At 67.1% G+C, this 15,695-nt stretch carries 17 protein-coding genes; 5 read left to right on the top strand and 12 right to left on the bottom strand.

The window, feature by feature from the left end:
• Positions 1–201 precede the first annotated feature (201 nt).
• The 3 genes from RIE32_07535 to RIE32_07525 all read right to left on the bottom strand — a co-directional run bounded on the left by RIE32_07535 (position 202) and on the right by RIE32_07525 (position 1,954).
• Positions 202–522, bottom strand: a complete 321-nt coding sequence (locus RIE32_07535) for a hypothetical protein (GenBank protein MEQ9096099.1) — start codon at positions 520–522, stop codon at positions 202–204.
• Between the two features lie 15 nt (positions 523–537).
• On the bottom strand, positions 538–933 hold the full coding sequence (locus RIE32_07530) for a response regulator (protein MEQ9096098.1): 396 nt from the start codon (positions 931–933) through the stop codon (positions 538–540).
• A gap of 103 nt (positions 934–1,036) precedes the next feature.
• Entirely contained in the window at positions 1,037–1,954 is a 918-nt protein-coding gene (locus RIE32_07525; GenBank protein MEQ9096097.1) for a DoxX family membrane protein, read from the bottom strand.
• Between the two features lie 203 nt (positions 1,955–2,157).
• On the opposite strand from RIE32_07525, the gene RIE32_07520 reads away from it, so the two are divergent.
• Complete coding sequence (locus tag RIE32_07520) at positions 2,158–2,484, top strand: hypothetical protein (protein ID MEQ9096096.1); 327 nt, start codon at positions 2,158–2,160, stop codon at positions 2,482–2,484.
• A 4-nt stretch (positions 2,485–2,488) separates the two neighbouring features.
• Here RIE32_07520 and RIE32_07515 read toward each other — a convergent pair whose 3' ends face one another.
• The 3 genes from RIE32_07515 to RIE32_07505 all read right to left on the bottom strand — a co-directional run bounded on the left by RIE32_07515 (position 2,489) and on the right by RIE32_07505 (position 5,257).
• Positions 2,489–3,859: a GC-type dockerin domain-anchored protein gene (locus RIE32_07515; protein MEQ9096095.1), complete on the bottom strand. Its 1,371-nt coding sequence runs from the start codon at positions 3,857–3,859 to the stop codon at positions 2,489–2,491.
• 104 nt (positions 3,860–3,963) lie between these two features.
• Entirely contained in the window at positions 3,964–4,524 is a 561-nt protein-coding gene (locus RIE32_07510) for an NADH-quinone oxidoreductase subunit C (protein ID MEQ9096094.1), read from the bottom strand.
• Positions 4,525–4,543: 19 nt separating this feature from the next.
• Entirely contained in the window at positions 4,544–5,257 is a 714-nt protein-coding gene (locus RIE32_07505; protein ID MEQ9096093.1) for a hypothetical protein, read from the bottom strand.
• 136 nt (positions 5,258–5,393) lie between these two features.
• Between RIE32_07505 and RIE32_07500 the strand changes: the two genes are divergently transcribed.
• From RIE32_07500 to xerC, 4 genes are all read left to right on the top strand, one after another.
• Positions 5,394–5,669 (top strand): hypothetical protein, encoded by a 276-nt coding sequence (locus RIE32_07500; GenBank protein MEQ9096092.1) that lies wholly within the window; start codon positions 5,394–5,396, stop codon positions 5,667–5,669.
• Between the two features lie 330 nt (positions 5,670–5,999).
• Positions 6,000–7,406 (top strand): DPP IV N-terminal domain-containing protein, encoded by a 1,407-nt coding sequence (locus RIE32_07495; GenBank protein ID MEQ9096091.1) that lies wholly within the window; start codon positions 6,000–6,002, stop codon positions 7,404–7,406.
• Positions 7,407–7,480: 74 nt separating this feature from the next.
• The gene (locus tag RIE32_07490) at positions 7,481–8,275 is read left to right on the top strand and encodes a hypothetical protein (GenBank protein ID MEQ9096090.1); all 795 of its coding nucleotides are present in this window, start codon (positions 7,481–7,483) and stop codon (positions 8,273–8,275) included.
• 149 nt (positions 8,276–8,424) lie between these two features.
• Complete coding sequence (xerC, locus tag RIE32_07485) at positions 8,425–9,426, top strand: tyrosine recombinase XerC (GenBank protein ID MEQ9096089.1); 1,002 nt, start codon at positions 8,425–8,427, stop codon at positions 9,424–9,426.
• Positions 9,427–9,449: 23 nt separating this feature from the next.
• Here xerC and glsA read toward each other — a convergent pair whose 3' ends face one another.
• The 6 genes from glsA to RIE32_07455 are packed head-to-tail and all read right to left on the bottom strand — an operon-like array spanning position 9,450 to position 15,690.
• Positions 9,450–10,517, bottom strand: a complete 1,068-nt coding sequence (gene glsA, locus RIE32_07480; protein MEQ9096088.1) for a glutaminase A — start codon at positions 10,515–10,517, stop codon at positions 9,450–9,452.
• A gap of 13 nt (positions 10,518–10,530) precedes the next feature.
• Complete coding sequence (locus tag RIE32_07475; GenBank protein MEQ9096087.1) at positions 10,531–11,076, bottom strand: hypothetical protein; 546 nt, start codon at positions 11,074–11,076, stop codon at positions 10,531–10,533.
• Positions 11,077–11,108: 32 nt separating this feature from the next.
• Complete coding sequence (locus RIE32_07470) at positions 11,109–12,287, bottom strand: FtsX-like permease family protein (protein ID MEQ9096086.1); 1,179 nt, start codon at positions 12,285–12,287, stop codon at positions 11,109–11,111.
• Between the two features lie 12 nt (positions 12,288–12,299).
• Positions 12,300–13,451, bottom strand: coding sequence for an FtsX-like permease family protein (locus tag RIE32_07465; GenBank protein ID MEQ9096085.1), 1,152 nt, complete (start codon positions 13,449–13,451; stop codon positions 12,300–12,302).
• Positions 13,448–14,176, bottom strand: coding sequence for an ABC transporter ATP-binding protein (locus RIE32_07460; GenBank protein ID MEQ9096084.1), 729 nt, complete (start codon positions 14,174–14,176; stop codon positions 13,448–13,450). The genes RIE32_07465 and RIE32_07460 overlap by 4 nt, the downstream gene beginning before the upstream one ends.
• Entirely contained in the window at positions 14,173–15,690 is a 1,518-nt protein-coding gene (locus RIE32_07455; protein MEQ9096083.1) for an HlyD family efflux transporter periplasmic adaptor subunit, read from the bottom strand. Before RIE32_07455 ends, RIE32_07460 begins: the two co-directional genes overlap by 4 nt.
• Positions 15,691–15,695: the final 5 nt, after the last annotated feature.

The raw sequence follows: 15,695 nt of genomic DNA, 5'->3' as shown, positions 1-15,695 counted from the left end.
AGTTATACCCCTCTGGGGGCTTTTTCGTATCGCGATCCGTGCAGAAAAGACTCGATCGAGCAAGATTTTCCAGGTCTTTTCCTTGACGAAAGACCAAATCGGACGTGGGGCCATCGCCCATACGACAGTTCTTGCCCAACTTGACAGCCGGCCACGCACGGAGCGGGGCTTCGGACGCACGCAGAAGTGAAAACGAGCGGGTCAGCCGAAGCTGCGGCCGGTCTCCAGATCCAGCAGCTTCCAGGGCAGGTTCTTCACCAGCCGCATGAGCACGGGCCAGGCGACGTCCTCGTCGATCAGGGTCACCAGGCCCTGGGTTACCCGGTCCAGGCCCATCGGCAGTTCGACGACCAGGCCCGGGCCGTGGAGCACCACCGTGCCGGCCGAGGCGCTGCGCTCGGAGCCATCCGGAGCGGTGTTGAAGTCGGCCAGTGCCTGTGACACCTCATCGATGGTGCCCAGGGGCGGCAGGCCCTCGTCGGCGGGTTCGGACGACACGATGACGATCTGACGCTTGGGCATCCGGCCGGGGTCCCCCTACTTGCGGCTCGCCAGGAGCTCGGCGGCCGTTTCCATGAGCTGGCCCAGCGGCACGGGCTTGATGAGGTAGCCGTCGACGCCCAGCGACTGGGCATATGCCTGGTGCCGCTTGCCATCATTGGCCGTCACCATGATCACCAGCGGGCTGTCTGTGTTGCCCTTGATCTTCTCAAGGGCCAGGAAGCCCGACCGAGCCGGCAGCATCATGTCCAGGATCACCAGGTCCGGCTTTTCTTCCAGGGTCAGCTCGATGGCCCGGTTGCCGTCGCCGGCCGTGTGCGTGACGGCGCCTTCGGCCTTGAAGGCGGTTTCCATGGCCAGCAGCACGTCCTTGTCGTCGTCGACGATGAGGATGGTGGCGTCCTGAAGTGCCGAGGTGTCGGTGGTGGTCACGAGAAAGGCCTCCAATGGCGAGTGGCTCACCATAGGAGCCCAGCCACCAGAGACCTTCGCTTGCGAACGCGGTTGTGTTCCCCAGATTCGGGGTTCGCCCGGGTTAGTCCTCGTCGTCTGCGACGCTCTTGCCGAAGATCCAGCGGTCCAGCGACAGCATGCCCGGGCCCGAGAACAGCAGGGCCAGGCCGATCATCAACAACGAGAACTGGTACAGCAGGCGTGTGTAGCTCGAGACGTCCATGGGCTCGTACATGGGCAGGAAGCCCAGCCAGGTATTGCCGCTCTGGATGGCCGGACCGATCTCTGTGAGCCAGATGGCCACGCCCATGACCCCGGCGACCGACAGCCCGCCCAGGCGCGTAAACAGGCCCACGAGCAGCACAAGGCCGGCAAGCAGTTCGGTCAACGCCGCCGCCCACGCGAATCGCACCGGCCAAGGCGGCGAACCCACCGCCGCGGGCCAGAGCGCCATGGGCCGCTGGGCCTCCAGCGTGCCGTCGGCGTCGTCGGCCAGTTCGGGCTGCGGATTGGCCGAGGCATAGAGCAACAAGGCCAGCCCGTTGAGCTTGCGCACACGCTCGGGCGAGGCCTGGGCGACGAGGGTGATGGCTGGTTCATCCGCGGCGGCCAGCCCGGGCTCGTCCACGGGGTCTTCGATCGGGTCCGTCGGGTCGTCGACCGGATCGGGCTCGTCAATCGGATCGGTTGCGGGCTCGCCGGCCGGTTCGTCGATGGGCTGTTCGGCGGGCGGCTCGGTGGGGTCTGGCGCCGCGGGGGGCGCCGTGTCCGGGGCGGGCTCGTCGACGGGGGTCTCGTCCGCCGGCGTTGGGGCGCCGGCAGCCGGGAGCACGCCCGCGGCGACCAGCGCGCCGCGGTTCTCCGGGGTGACGTCCATGTATCCGAAGATCTTGGTGTAGCCTGCCCAGAAGAAGATGATCGCCAGCACAAGGCGCAATAGCAGCGGGGGAACGCTCAGGGCCGTCCGCTGGCGGGCCGTCAGATGGACTTCTCTGGCCATGGTCTACCTCCTTGGGGCCTCGCCCGACCGAAACGATGCGCGGCCGGATGATGTCTATCGACCCTAGGGCGAATTCTCAATCAATAGCTCGAAAGAGCCGCCATCGGGCCCGGCCGAGTGCTCGGCAACAAGGTTGTTGGGAGAAGCCCCACCGGCCTGTCGCGCCGCGGGGGCGTGCCGGCGGCGGCCGGTACGATTGAGACATGGCCCGCGACGATCGCCCGCTCGACGACATGCCCGATACCGCAATCGCCAAGCGAGCCGCGGCCCGGCGGGGCGAGGTGCTCGAGCATGCCCCCGAGTTCGGCCTGCCCGACGACGGCCCCAGCGAAGACGACCTGGACCGCTTCGGCGGGGTCACACAGACCTGCTGGCGCTGCGGCACCGAACTCTACGACGACGCGACAGTGTGCTGGCACTGCCAGGCCAGCGTGGGCCCGGGATCTGGTCCGCGCAAGGGCACGCCCATCTGGGCCATCGTGGGTGGCGTGGTGCTGGCGGTGGTGATCGCGTTGTGGGCGATCTTCTAGGCCGCTACGGGCAGCCCGCGTCGAATGCGTCCTGATACGCCAGGAAGTCGAAGATCGTCAGCTCGCCGTCGCCGTCGAAGTCGGCGAGCGTGTCGCCGTCCTGGAAGAGGTTCAGGAAGGTCAGGAAGTCGAAGATGGTGAGGGTGCCGTCGGCGTCGAGGTCGGGGGGGCAGCCGAAGCAGGATAGATCGAAGAGGTAGGCGGCGCCGAAGTCGTCGCCCGAGGCGTCAAAATCGTCGATGGCTCCCAACAGCGCCCGCTGACCCTGGATCGCAATCGAAATGCCATAGGATCGCGAAAAGACGGGGACATCGGGATCGAGCCGTGCGACGTGCGCCCACTCTCCGTCGCCACCGCGACGGAAGTAGTGGACGGACGCCGAGGTGGTCGGCGTGCGCTCGGCGGACGCCCTTGTTAGCAGTACGTCGCCGCTGAACTCAACGGGTAGCCCCATGCCGGACGACTCGTCCGATGGCGGCGGCAAAAGCTCCTGTGCGAACGTCCATTGATCGCCTACGAGCTCGTACGTGAGCACGGCCCCGGCTTCCACGCTACCCCGCATCGCCCCGTACGCTCCAACCGCGAGCGTTTCGCCGTCAAAGGCGACGTCGACGCCGAAGGCCTGGTTCTTCGCAACACCGCCGGGCGCATCGAACGGCATCAGCTTCTGGTGGAACTGGATCGACCCGCCCGCATCGCGGCGGAACACGTACACGGAGCCACCGCGATCGAACGCCGTCGAATCCTGCGGCGCGCTGATGAACAGCCACGGCCCGTGCGGAACCACGACCTGCCCGAAGAACGCATTGGCCGGCAATCCGTCCGGGCTCTCGATGAGCCGATCAAACGTCCACTCGCCCTCGTCGAACTCGTACGCGAAGACGGTCCGCTTGCTCAGCGGTCGCAGGTAGGCCGCGTTGCCCTCGATGGCGACGAAGCTCCCGAGGCGGCTCGACAGCGTGGGATCGATGCCATCGGGTGGCCGGATGTCGCTCGTCTGGACCCAGTTGCGCCCGTCGTACTCGTACACGAAGGCGCCGCCCTTGGCCGTGAGCCCGGGCCACTCCTCGGTCAGGGATCCGATGATGAGCCGGCCTTCGTGCAGGTCCGCCGCGCCGCTGAAGAAGTCGCCCGCCCTTGGGGTGGGCGGGATGATCATCTGGCGATGCTCGAGCGACCCGTCGACCATCTCGTAGACGTGCATCGCCCCGCTGGTGCAGCCGAAGTACCCCGGGCAGAGCACGCGGGCGTTGACGTCGCCGATGAACCAGAAGTCGCCGTCGATGATGAGCCGGCCGCCGAAGTCGATCGGTGGGACGACGCCGGGCGGCGGAATGCGAACGCTGTCGCAGGGGTCGGCGAGTGTCGCCGCCACATTCGTCAAAAGTACAAGAGAGAGCAAGCAAGCGGCGCGACGCATGTACCCAGTATGACCCAAAACGACGCTTGAAGCAAGGGAACTTGCTCCGCCCGCCTCACTCACGCATCGCTGCGATCCACGATCTTGTAGCTCTCGCGCTCGCCGCGGCCGCGGACGGGGTAGTCCTTGCGCAGCGGGTGGGCGGGGTAGGCCTCCCAGGTCAGGATGCGGCGGAGGTCGGGGTGGCCGTTGAAGCGGATGCCGTACATGTCGAACACCTCGCGCTCGGGCCATTCGGCCCCGGGCCAGATGTCGGTGACGCTATCGACCACCAGCGACGGATCCTCCTGGATGCCGTCGGTGGGCAGCGAGGGATCGACGTAAGTCTTGACCAGGAAGCGGTCCTCGGTTTGGGTGTTGATCATGTTGTAGATCACGCCGAAACGGCCGGGCATGTCGGCGGGGTAGTTCAGGTAGTCGGCGGCGGTGACGTCCGACAGGAAGTCGTAGCCGCGGTCGTTCTTAAGGAACGCCATGACGGCGTGGGCGTCCTTGGGCTCGACGATGAGCGAGCTGAGCCCGCGGAACTCGGTGCCGCTGAGCTTGGCGCCCGGGAAGGCGTCCTTGACGGCCTTGAAGTTGGGGTGGTCGAGCGTGGGCGTGCGGGGCTCGGTGGGCATGCTGGCTCCCTGCGGATATCTAGGAATGAGCGGGCTGGGAGGGTAGGACGCCGGCCTGGCGGAGCATGTCGAGCTGCGCGGGGACATCCTCGTCGTACAGCGCGAGCGGCCGCTCGAACGGGCCGTGGTCGGTCAGCACCGCCAGCAGGTCGTGGTAGTCGAGGCAGCCGCGGGTGAGCGGGGCGGGCACGAGGATGTCGTCGTGCTCGCCGTCGGCCTCGCCCAGGGCGGGCCGCTCGGCTCCGGTCATGAGCACGGCGGCGACGCCTTCGTGGTGGGCCAGGGCCTCGAGGATGCGGGTGAGGTGGTCCCTGGCGTCGCCGGTCATGCCGGCGGTGAGCATGGCGGCCGGCTCGAGGAGGATGCCCAGGGCCGAGGTCTCGAAGAGGCCCAGCACGCGCCGAATGGCCGGAGCGTCCGATATCACATGACGCACGTGCGGCCGCAGCAGGAGGCTGGCGTTCGCGGCCTCGAACCTGGGCAGGATCTCGCCGAGCCGGGCTTCGAGGGTTTCCCATCCGATGGCGGTCCAGGTGCGTGGGTCGTGATGGAAGACGCCCGATTGGGGGTCGGCCTGATCATCGAACCAGCCCGACCAGGCGATCAGTGTTTGGTTGGGTTGGGGCTCGGGTGCGTCTGAAAAAATGTTGCCGGCCCAGGCGGGCCAGTCGGGCTCAGCACCTTGTGAGCGGAGCATCCACCCACCACCAGACCTTGGGCCAAAGAGCAGCATGATCGAGTTTATGCGTGCGAGAGCGGCGTTCGGAGGTCCGAAAAATGTGAATCGGGGGCTTTCGAAGGGCCGAAACCACCGCACCCCGCGGCCGGCCCGTCGGACCGGCTGCTCGGGGAACATCGGAGACGACACGATGCGCGACCTGGCTGCCATGCCCGAGTCGTGCGAGATGGCGGAGATCCACTCGCCTGGCCCTTCAACGCGATTGACCCGGGAGCAGGTCGTCGATCGCATCATCACCATCAACCGCTCGGCTTCGCCAGCCTTCTTAGAGAGATTCGCCGAGCCGCAGCTTCGACACTACCTCGAGCACCTGACCCACACCACCGACGAGCGGCCCAACGTGCCGTGGGTCCGGCGGGGCGAGACCCCCGCGATCGTGGGACGGTCGGCCGATAGCCATGCCTGAGGGCCATTGATTCGCTGCAAGCAAACGGGAGCCGTGGTGAGGCCCGACGTGAGAGCGTCGGGTCTTTTTCATTGGCGAGCGACCCATAACCCGGTCTTGGCTCGGGGCGGGCGGTCGATTTTCGTTGCATTGAGGCAGTCGGACTTCAGGCGGGTCTCTGGAGCGCCGAAACAACCGTCACGGGCGATGTGACCGGACTGATTGGTCCGGACATTCGGCCGGGAGTCTTGCCCGCGTGGCGTGTGCCGCGACGGGCGGTGCAGCGAGGGCCGCGGTTGGCCCGCCGATTGGAAGTCACGGGACCGTGAACCAGGGATGGAGACCCGAACGATGATGAACAGCAGCATGAACTCGACCGTCCTGGCCGCCGCGGCGCTGATCGCGGTTGCCGGCTTGACCACCGCGTGCAGCACCAGCTCGGGCACGGCTACGGCCGGCGGCCCGGTGATCCGCACGAGCGAGCAGCAGACCAGCACGCCCACGACGGCGCGGGCGACGTACCGCCAGCCGGTGGCCAGCAGCAACTACGACCGCAACCGCTCGCCGTCAACGTCCACGCCCATCGATCCCTACGCCATCGGTCTGACGGCCGATGACTCGCAGGGCTTCCAGCACATGGGTGGTTCACCTCGGGCCGGCGAGCGATTGAGCCTGAGCCCCAAGACGCCCGCCCAGTTCCAGCCCACCGACGCGGTGCATGGCTTCTACGGCGAGGTGTTCACCGACAATGCCGGGCTGGTGGCGCTCGATCCGGATCGCATCGGCGGCAACAACCTTTCGCAGATCAGCTTCAGCGTCGAGGGCGCCGACTTCGATCCGGACGTGTCGCCCGATGGTCGCTACATCACGTTCGCCAGCACGCAGCACAGCCTGACCAGCGACATCTTCATCAAGCCGGTCGACAGCCGCGTCATCACGCGCCTGACCAAGAGCGAGGGCAACGACGTGATGCCCAAGTTCAGCCCCGACGGCACGCGGGTGGCCTTCTCGAGCAATCGCTCGGGCAACTGGGACCTGTTCGTCATGCCCACCACCGGTGGCAAGGCCGTGCAGATCACCACCGAGAGCAGCCACGAGCTTCACCCGACCTGGTCGCCCGATGGCAAGTACCTTGCCTTCAGCCGCCTGGGCGAGGTGAGCGGTAAGTGGGAGCTCTGGGTAACCGAAGTCGGCAACCCGGGCGTGAGCAAGTTCCTGACCTACGGCCTGTTCCCGCAGTGGTCGCCGGTTGCCGGCAACAGCGCTACGGGCAACGGCGAGCGCATCCTGTTCCAGCAGAGCAAGGAGCGCGGCGATCGCGCCTTTACCGTCTGGAGCCTGGACTTCAACGGCATGACCGCCAGCAACCTGACACAGGTCGCTTCGAGCCCGTATGCCGCGTGCATCAACCCGGCTTGGAGCCGCGATGGCAAGTGGATCAGCTTCGCGACCGTGCCCAACCCCACCCAGTGGGCGAAGATGGACGAGACCCGTCCGACTTCGGCCCAGCTGTGGATGGTGGCCCAGGATGGCACCGCCCTGGTGGAGCTGACCGACGACAACGCCGTCAACCTGATGCCCTCGTGGGGCCCGGGCAACGAGATCTTCTACATCTCCGATCGCGGCGGCGTGGACAACATCTGGTCCATGAGCGCCAACAACGCCATCCTGGCGGCCACGGGCGTTGACCCCGACGTCAACAACCCAGCCAACCAGGGCCCGGCGTACACCGGCGTGCCGGACACGGGCGGCAACTAAGGGAAAGCCCGAAAATCCATTGATCGCAACGCCCGGTAACTCCGGGCGTTGTTCTTTGGTGCAACAATACGGGTATGAAAGCCTGGAGCGCGTTGATCGCGCTGAGCCTGTCGGTTGTGGTATCGCTGGTGTCGGGCTGTGCGAAGCCCGATCCGTTGCGACCGCCGCAGCAGTTGATTTCGCCATATGCCAGCACGCCGAGCGAGCCCGTGTGGGCCGTCGTTCCCCTTCGCAACGAGAGCGGGACGACGGCGGTGGACCGCCTGGTGGTGAGCGACACGCTCGTGGCGACCATCACCCAGGTGCAGGGACTCCGAGCGTTGCCGCTGAACCGCACGATCGACGCGATGGCCAGCCTCGAGATGGTTCACCCCGAAACGCCGGCCGATCTGGATCGCCTGGCCCGGGCGGTCGGCGCCGACGGCGTGGTGGTGGGCAGCATTACCGCGTATGACCCATATGCGCCGGTCATGGGCATCGCGCTCGGGCTATACGCCCGTCCGGGTTCGCTGGCCCGGGGCGGCTCGACCGAGATCGAGATCGATCCTCGGAACCTCCGCGACGAGCCGACCGACTACGACTACTTCGGCACCCAGAGCCTGGAGGGTCGCGGACCGGCGAGTTCGGTCATGCTGGTGCTCGACGGGCGTGACCACGACGTGAAGATGCGGGTGCGTCGCTACGCCGATGGGCGTCAGGAAACGGTGTCGTCGCTCGGGTGGGAGCGGTACCTGCGGAGCATGCCTTCGTACGAGCGATTCGTGACGTACGAGTCGGTGGGGCTGCTGCTCCGCCGCGAATGGGTTCGTTTGGCCCGAGATCGGGCCACGGGTGGCCTGGAGGCCACGGAAATGAGGGAAAGCCAGTAGCTATCGATGCGAAAAAAGTCGTTCAGAATGTTTGAACGGAACCAAACCCGCCTTCGAAACTGGCCGATATCTCATGCGTCGGGCGTGCGAGTCGGACCTCGCTCAGACGCCTGCAGGGTCCGCGGTGGACCCCGCGAAGGAGTGCAGACATGACGGCATTGCCGCTCACCGAAGCTTTCAGCACCTACCTGACCGATGAGCGTCAGTTCAGCCCCTACACCGCCCGGTGCTATGGGGCCGACCTGAAGCAGTTCATCGAGTTCCTGATCGAGCACCTGCAGCGCGAGATCGACCCTGCCGCCGAGCAGGCCGCCTACGAACGCCGCCTGGCGGGCCAGAAGGGCGCCGGCCCGACGCTGACCGATGCGATCTGCGAGGCCGACAGCGAGCTGATTCGCAAGTTCCTCGAGCACCTGGACGCGCACCACTACTCGGCCGCGACGCTGGCGCGCAAGATCGCCACGCTGCGTTCGTTCTTCAAGTGGGCCGTCAGGGGCAAGGTCGCCAGCAGCAACCCGATGGTGCAGATCCGCACGCCTCGGCAGACCAAGCGGCTGCCCAAGGCCATCACGATCGAGCAGGTCGAGCAGCTCCTGAGCGCACCGGACGAGAAGGACGTGCTGGGCACGCGCGACCGAGCGATCCTGCAGACGCTCTACTCCACCGGGCTCCGCGTGAGCGAACTGGTGGGCCTGACCTTTGCCGACATCGACTTCGAACAGCGGGTGATCCGTGTGAAGGGCAAGGGCAACAAGGAGCGCCTCGTGCCGCTGGGCGAGCGTGCCATGGAGACCATGGGCCGCTACGTCGAGCGACTGCGCACCGATCCCAGGTTCAGCAACGTGCTGAAGGGCGAGGCCGACAAGACCCCGCTGTTCATCAACAAGCACGGCAAGCGGCTGAGCAGCCGGAGCGTCCGTCGGAAGCTGGATAAGTACCTGGGCATGGTGGGACTGGATTCTTCGATCAGCCCGCACACGCTGCGGCACACGTTCGCCACGCACCTTCTGGACAATGGCGCCGATCTTCGCGCGGTGCAGGCCCTGCTGGGCCACCAGTCGCTGAGCACCACGCAGGTGTACACGCACCTGAGCGGCCAGCGTCTGCGCGAGAGCTACGACAAGGCGCACCCTCGGGCCGAGGCCAGCTGAGCACGACTCGTCTCGGCCCTTCCTTACTCTGAGTGTTCCGGAGCACGCCCGCGATCGGGCGTGTATGCCGTTGGACTCTCGGGAAGCGCATCGGTGGTTGGCTGGGCGCCGGGCGTGCGGCGCTCGAACATCGAGTCGATGGCGGCGGTGCCGTCCTGGTGGTCGACCTCGAACAAGTGCAGCCCGAACTCGTGGGAGAGGTCTTCGAAGACCCGCAGGCCGCGCACGCTGTGGCCGTGGTGGTCGACCTTGGGCGAGTAGCAGGCGATGCCGAGCTTGCCCGGAACGACGGCGAAGATGGCGCCCGAGATGCCGCTCTTGGCCGGCAGCCCCACGGTGTATGCCCATTGTCCCGAGTAGTCGTACATGCCGCAGGTCTGCATGACGGTGAGGACGTCGCGGACGTAGGCGGCGTCGAGGGCGCGCTCGCCGGTGACGGGATTGATCCCGCCGTTTGCCAGCGTGCCCGCCATGACGGCCAGGTCCTTGCATGTGACCTGGATGGCGCACTGCTGAAAGTAGAGGTCGAGGATGGCATCGACGTCGCCCTCGATCATGCCGAAGTGCAGCATGAGGTAGGCAATGGCGCGGTTGCGGTTGCCGTGCGTGCGCTCGCTGGTGAAGACGGGCAGGTCGACGCTGAGCTTTCGGCCGGCGAAGCGGTTGAAGCTGTCCAGCAGTTGCTTGACGCTTGCGGTGGCGTCCATCTCTCGCAGCAGGCTGGTGACGGCGATGGCGCCGCTGTTGACGCAGGGGTTGTGGGGGCGGTTGGCCGCGTCGAGCTTGATGATGGAGTTGAACGCGTCGCCCGTGGGCTCGACGCCCACGCGGCTGAGCACCATGCTGCGGCCGTGCATGCCCAGCGCGTGGCCGTAGGTAAAGGGCTTGGAGGAGGACTGGATGGTGAACGGGGTCTCGTGATCGCCGACAGCGCAGACGTTCCCGTCGGCCGTCGCGACGGCGATGGAGAACAGCGAGGGGTCGACGTTGGCCAGCTCGGGGATGTAGTCGGCCAGCTCGCCGTCATCCAGGCCGGCGTACCGCGCGTGCAATTCGCTCAGGGCATCGGTGATCTTCTGCGCATCGGACATGAGGCATTATGGCCTACTGGGCCACGCGATGTAGCCCGGTGGCGCGGATCGTGAGCACCTGCGGCGTCGGACGGGCCGCGACGGTGCCGACGACCACGACTTCGTCCAGCGGCGAGATGCCCTGGCCCGAGAGATCAAACTCCAGCGGGTTTCCCTCGGCATCGACGAGTTGCACCGTGGCGCTGTTGGCCTGGATGTCTTCGGGCATGGCGCAGCAGTAGTCCCACGGCGTGTCGCAGTGGTCGTCTTCGCTGACGCAGACGTTTTCCAGTGCGGGATCAACCATCACGAAGAACGCCGAGTCCTTGCTCAATGCGTCCTTGCGGCCGCCGATGATGCCGCGGACGGTGACGGTGTCTCCTTCGGCGGCGGTGTCCTTGATGCTCTTGACGCCCTGCGCATCGGCTGGCATGGAGGCGAGCCTCCACTCGGCCGAGACCGGAGCGGCGCTGGACGTCGAGGCGCCGTCGGTCGAACTCGTCGACTCTTCCTTGCAGGCGACCAGGCCGAGGGCAAGGCCGGCGATGGAGGCGGCGGCGATGGTGCGTGTGAACTTCATGGGGAGGCTCCTTTCGGTTGGTGCAATGGTACTCAATGCATCTTGAGGGCTTGGGGAATGGGTAAACGCAGGCAGCGAATGGCTGGCGGGATGGCGCCCACCAGGCCCACGAGCACGCCGCCAGCGATGCCCGCGAGCATGACCGGCGCGTCGAGCGTGAGCGCGAAGGCGCCCATGGAGAACTTGACGGCGAGGCCATCGAGCAGCAAGAGGCCCAGGATGGCCCCGAAGATGGTGCCGATGGCGGCGGCGAAGAGCGACTCTTCGCTGAGGCTGGTGACGATGGCGGCGCGCGTGAAGCCGAAGGCCTGGAGCGTGCCGATTTCGCGTACGCGGGCGGCAAAGCTGGCGTACATGGTGTTCAGCCCGCCCAGCAGGCCGCCGAGCGCGATGAGCGAGGCGGTGACGATGACCATGATGCGGATGGGCCGATAGAACGCGGCGATCGAAGCGTAGTAGTCGGCCTCGCGCATGGCGGTGATTTCGAGGTCGAGCCGGCTCTTGGCGAAGACGTCGACGTCGGAGAAGCGCGCGGTGTCGAGGCTCACCACGACCGCCGACAGGGTGGCTTCGCGCTTGGTGGCCACCTGCAAGTCGATGATGGGCATCCAGATCTCGGCGTCCATCACCGTGTTGGGCGCGCGGAACTTGCCGACGATGGTCCAGTCGCGGTTGTCAAAGTACAGCGTGTTGCCGACGGCCAGGCGCTCGTCGGGCAGGCCCAGGCGCGTGGCGGCCAGCGAGCCGACGATGATCTCGTCCTGCCCGCTGCGGGGCTGGCGTCCCTCGACGATCTCGACCTCGCTGTGCACCAGGAACGCGACGGGGCGCACGCCGCGGATGACGGCCTGGCGCGGCGTGGTGTCGCTGGCGTCGGTGTTGACCGGCAGGGCGATGTTGATCTCGGGCGAGGCGTAGGTGACCCCGCCGCGCTCAACCAGGCCCGGGATGCTGGCGATGGCCTGGCCCGCGGTGGAGGCGTCGATCTGGCTGCGCTCCAGCGCTTCCTCGCTGCCGGTGCTCATGATGATGACGTTCTCGTGCAGGCCCTTGCCCTGGGTGAGCGTCAGTTGCATGCCACGGACGAAGCCAGCGGCGGACAGCACCAGTAGCACCACGAGCGTGGCGCCGATGATGCTGGCGAGCATGCGCACGCGGCTGCGGCCGAGGTTGCGGTAGGCGTATTCGAAGGGGAGTTGTCTCAGCCGCATCGGCTTCCTTTCTTACACGGCCCGGAAGCACGTTGCGATCTCGCGGCGAGAGGCCTGCCACGCGGGCACCAGCCCCGCCAGCACGCCCAGCGCTACGCACACGCCCACGCCCACGGCCAGCAGCTGCCAACTCGCGGTGATGGGGATGGACTGGCCCTCGACCGACAGCGCGAAGCTGCCGAAGCGCGCCACGAGCATGGCGACGGCCGCGCCCAGCACGCCACCGATGAGCGAGATGAGCACGCCCTCTGCCACGATGAGCAACGCGACCAGGCGGCCGTTGAAGCCCAGGGTCTGCAGCACGGCGTGCTCGGCGATGCGGCTCTGGACGCTGAGGATGATGGCGTTGCCCACCAGCGCGAGCACGGCGATCAGGGCCCCAATGCCCAGCCAGTTGGCAAAGCCGACCAGTTCGACGATGTCGTCGGCGATGCGCGCGACGAAGGCCTTCTCACCGAACGTCTGCGTGGGGTCCTGGGCGCGGGCGAACTGATCGTCGATGGCCTCGGCCACGGGGTCGAGCATGCTGGCGTCTTCAACCTTCACGTTGAACTGCGTGACGATGCCCAACTGGTCTCGCCCGGCGAGCTGCACGAACTCCAGGGCGGTGTAGGCGACGTTGTGGTCTTGCGGATCCTTCGAGCGGATGACGCCCGCGACATAGGCGGTAATGCCCGCGGCGTCGAAGGTCTGGCCGGCCTTCAGGCCCCGGCGGGTGGCCAGGGTCTCGCCCAGCAGCGCCGCGTCGGTGCGCCGCTTCCAGTCTTCGAGGCTGCCGTCGATGACCTGGAACTTTTCGCCCCGGGCGGCGATGAAGTCGTCCTTGGGTACGCCGCGGAAGGTCACCACGTCCAGGCTCGTCCGGCAGTTGCTCACGACGACCTTCATGGGCACGGCGGACACCACGCCGGGGATCGACTCGATGCGGCGCTGGTAGTCCTGGGGAAGTTGGCTGGTGACCGGGCAGAAGCGGTCCTTGCGGTAGACCACCAGCGTGGTGTCGTTGGCCGTCGCGGTGGTGGCCGCCTCGACGCCGTTGCGCATGGCCTGCACGGCCGTAAACAGGAACATCGCGATGGCGATGCCCATGAGCGTGAGGCCCGAACGCACGCGGTGGCGCCAGGCCTGCTTTGCGATGTAGGGGACGAATCGGAAGATATTCATGCCAACACCTCCTCGGCGGCGTTCGAGTCCGCGTCGGCTCGGTCGTGCGTCATGTCGCCGGCCAGCTTGCCGGTGTCCAGGTGCAGCGTGCGCGTGGCGTAGTCGGTGGTACCCGGGTCGTGGGTCACCATCACGATGGTCTTGCCCTGCTCCTGATTGAGGCGGCTGAGCAGTTCCATGATGGACTTGGCCGAGGGCTTGTCCAGGTCGCCCGTGGGCTCGTCGGCCACGAGGATGGTCGGGTCGGTGACGATCGCGCGGGCGATGGCCACCCGCTGCTCCTGGCCGCCCGAGAGCTGTCGCGGGAAGTGGTCGCTCCGGTCGGAGATGCCGACGTCTTCGAGGGCCTTCTGCACGCGCTGGCGGCGCTCGGCCCGGCTGAGCTTGTGCAGCAGCAGTGGGAGCTCCACGTTCTCGAAGGCCGTGAGCACGGGCACGAGGTTGTAGAGCTGGAAGACGTAGCCGACGTTTTCGCTGCGCCAGGCCGCCAGCTTGTTGCGGCTGAGGTCGGCGATGTTGATTCCATCGATGATGAGCTTGCCGCTGGTGGGCTTGTCGATGCCGGCGATGAGGTTCAGCAGCGTGGTCTTGCCGCTGCCGCTGGGGCCCATGAGGGCCATGAATTCGCCGGCGGGGACGTTCAGGTCGAGCCCGTCGAGCGGACGGATGATCTCGTCGCCCTTCTTGAACTCACGAGTGAGTTGTTCGCATTTGATCAATGTCATTGGTCGCTGTCCTTGCTGCCTGTAGCGATGCGCACGCGAGCGCCGTCGTTGAGATTGGTGGTGTCGAGCGCGAGCAGGTCTCCTGATCGGAGCGCGCCGCGGACGCGGGCGTAGTCGCCCAGGTCCTCGAGCACTTCGATGCCCTGTGCGAAGGCCTTGCCCGTGTCGCCGCGGCGGTTGCGCACGACCCACACGCGGCCGCCGTCGATGGCGCCCGTGGGCACGAGCATGGCGGTGTCGCCCAGCTCTGGCGCTTCCTGCTGGCCGCCGCCGCGGGGCAGGAACTTCACGCGTGTGAGCATCTCGGGCCGCAACAGGGGCGAGGGATCGAGCACGCGGACCTTCGCCTGGAGCGTGTTCTTCTGCAGGTCGGCCTCGTAGGTGATGCGATCGACCACGCCCTCGAAGGTCTGGTCGGGAAGCACTTCGACGATGACCTCGCACTCCTGGCCCACGAACATGTGCCTCGCGTCGGCCAGCGGCACGTCGACGCGGACCTGGAGCTTGGCCGGGTCGTACAGGTGCACGACGTGGGCCGAGTGCGGGTCGTCCATGCCCAGCATGATCTTGTCGCCGGGAACCTTCAGTCGACGTTGCACGGCTCCCGTGATCGGGGCGTTGATGGTCAGGCGATCGACGCGGAGTTGTGCTTCGTCAAGCCGTGCCCGTGCAACCTGGACGGCCGCCTCGGCTCGCTGGGCATTGGCGCGGGCAAGGTCGAGGTTCTGCTTTTCCATAATGCGCAGCTCGTAGTTTCGCTCGGCGGCGGTGGCCTCGGCTTGCAGGCGGTTGCGCTGGGCCTCGAGGATTGCCTGCCGCTGCTCGGTCGCTTCCAGCGTTGCCCGCTGGCCGGCCACGCGCTGGGTGAGCACGATGACCTCCAGCTCGTTGGCGGCCCCGCCCCGCTCGGCCCGGCTTGCGCGGTCGAGCTCGGCCTCGATCTGCTTGAGCATCGCCCGCTCGGTCTCGATCAGCGCGGGCAACTGGGCGAGCTGGGCTCGGGTCTCGGCGAGCTGGGCCTTCGTGGCTGCGACGGCGCGCTCGCGATCGATCGGGTTGTCCCAGTCGGTCTGGGCGGCACGGAGGTTGGCTTCGGCGACGGCCAGTTCGGCCTGTGCGCTTGCCAGGTCGGCCTGGGCGGCTGCGAGCTCGATCGTGGCGTCGTCGGGTACGAGCCGCGCGACGGGCTGGCCCTTCTCGACGGTCTGTCCCTCGAGCACCAGCACCTCGGCCACCACGCCGTCGGTCAGCGCGGTGGCGGCGGTGTAGTACGGGGCGGCCTCGAGCCATCCGGGGGCCTGGATGGCTTGGCCGGCGGGCTGGCGTTCGCCGGGCTCGGCGGCTTGCGTTTCGGCGGCCGATGCCTCGAAGACCACCGGCGCCACGCGCACCGGCGTGGCCGGGGTGAAGCTCTCGCCGGCGGTCCAGAAAACGATGCCGGCAAGCATGACAGCGACGCCGGCGGCGACGGCCGTCGAGGGCGGGATGCGCCCGAATACAGACTTAGGTTTCATGGCGG

The organism is Phycisphaerales bacterium, from assembly GCA_040221175.1.
GTDB lineage: Bacteria > Planctomycetota > Phycisphaerae > Phycisphaerales > UBA1924 > JAHCJI01.
This window is presented reverse-complemented; position numbering and strand designations above follow the sequence as displayed.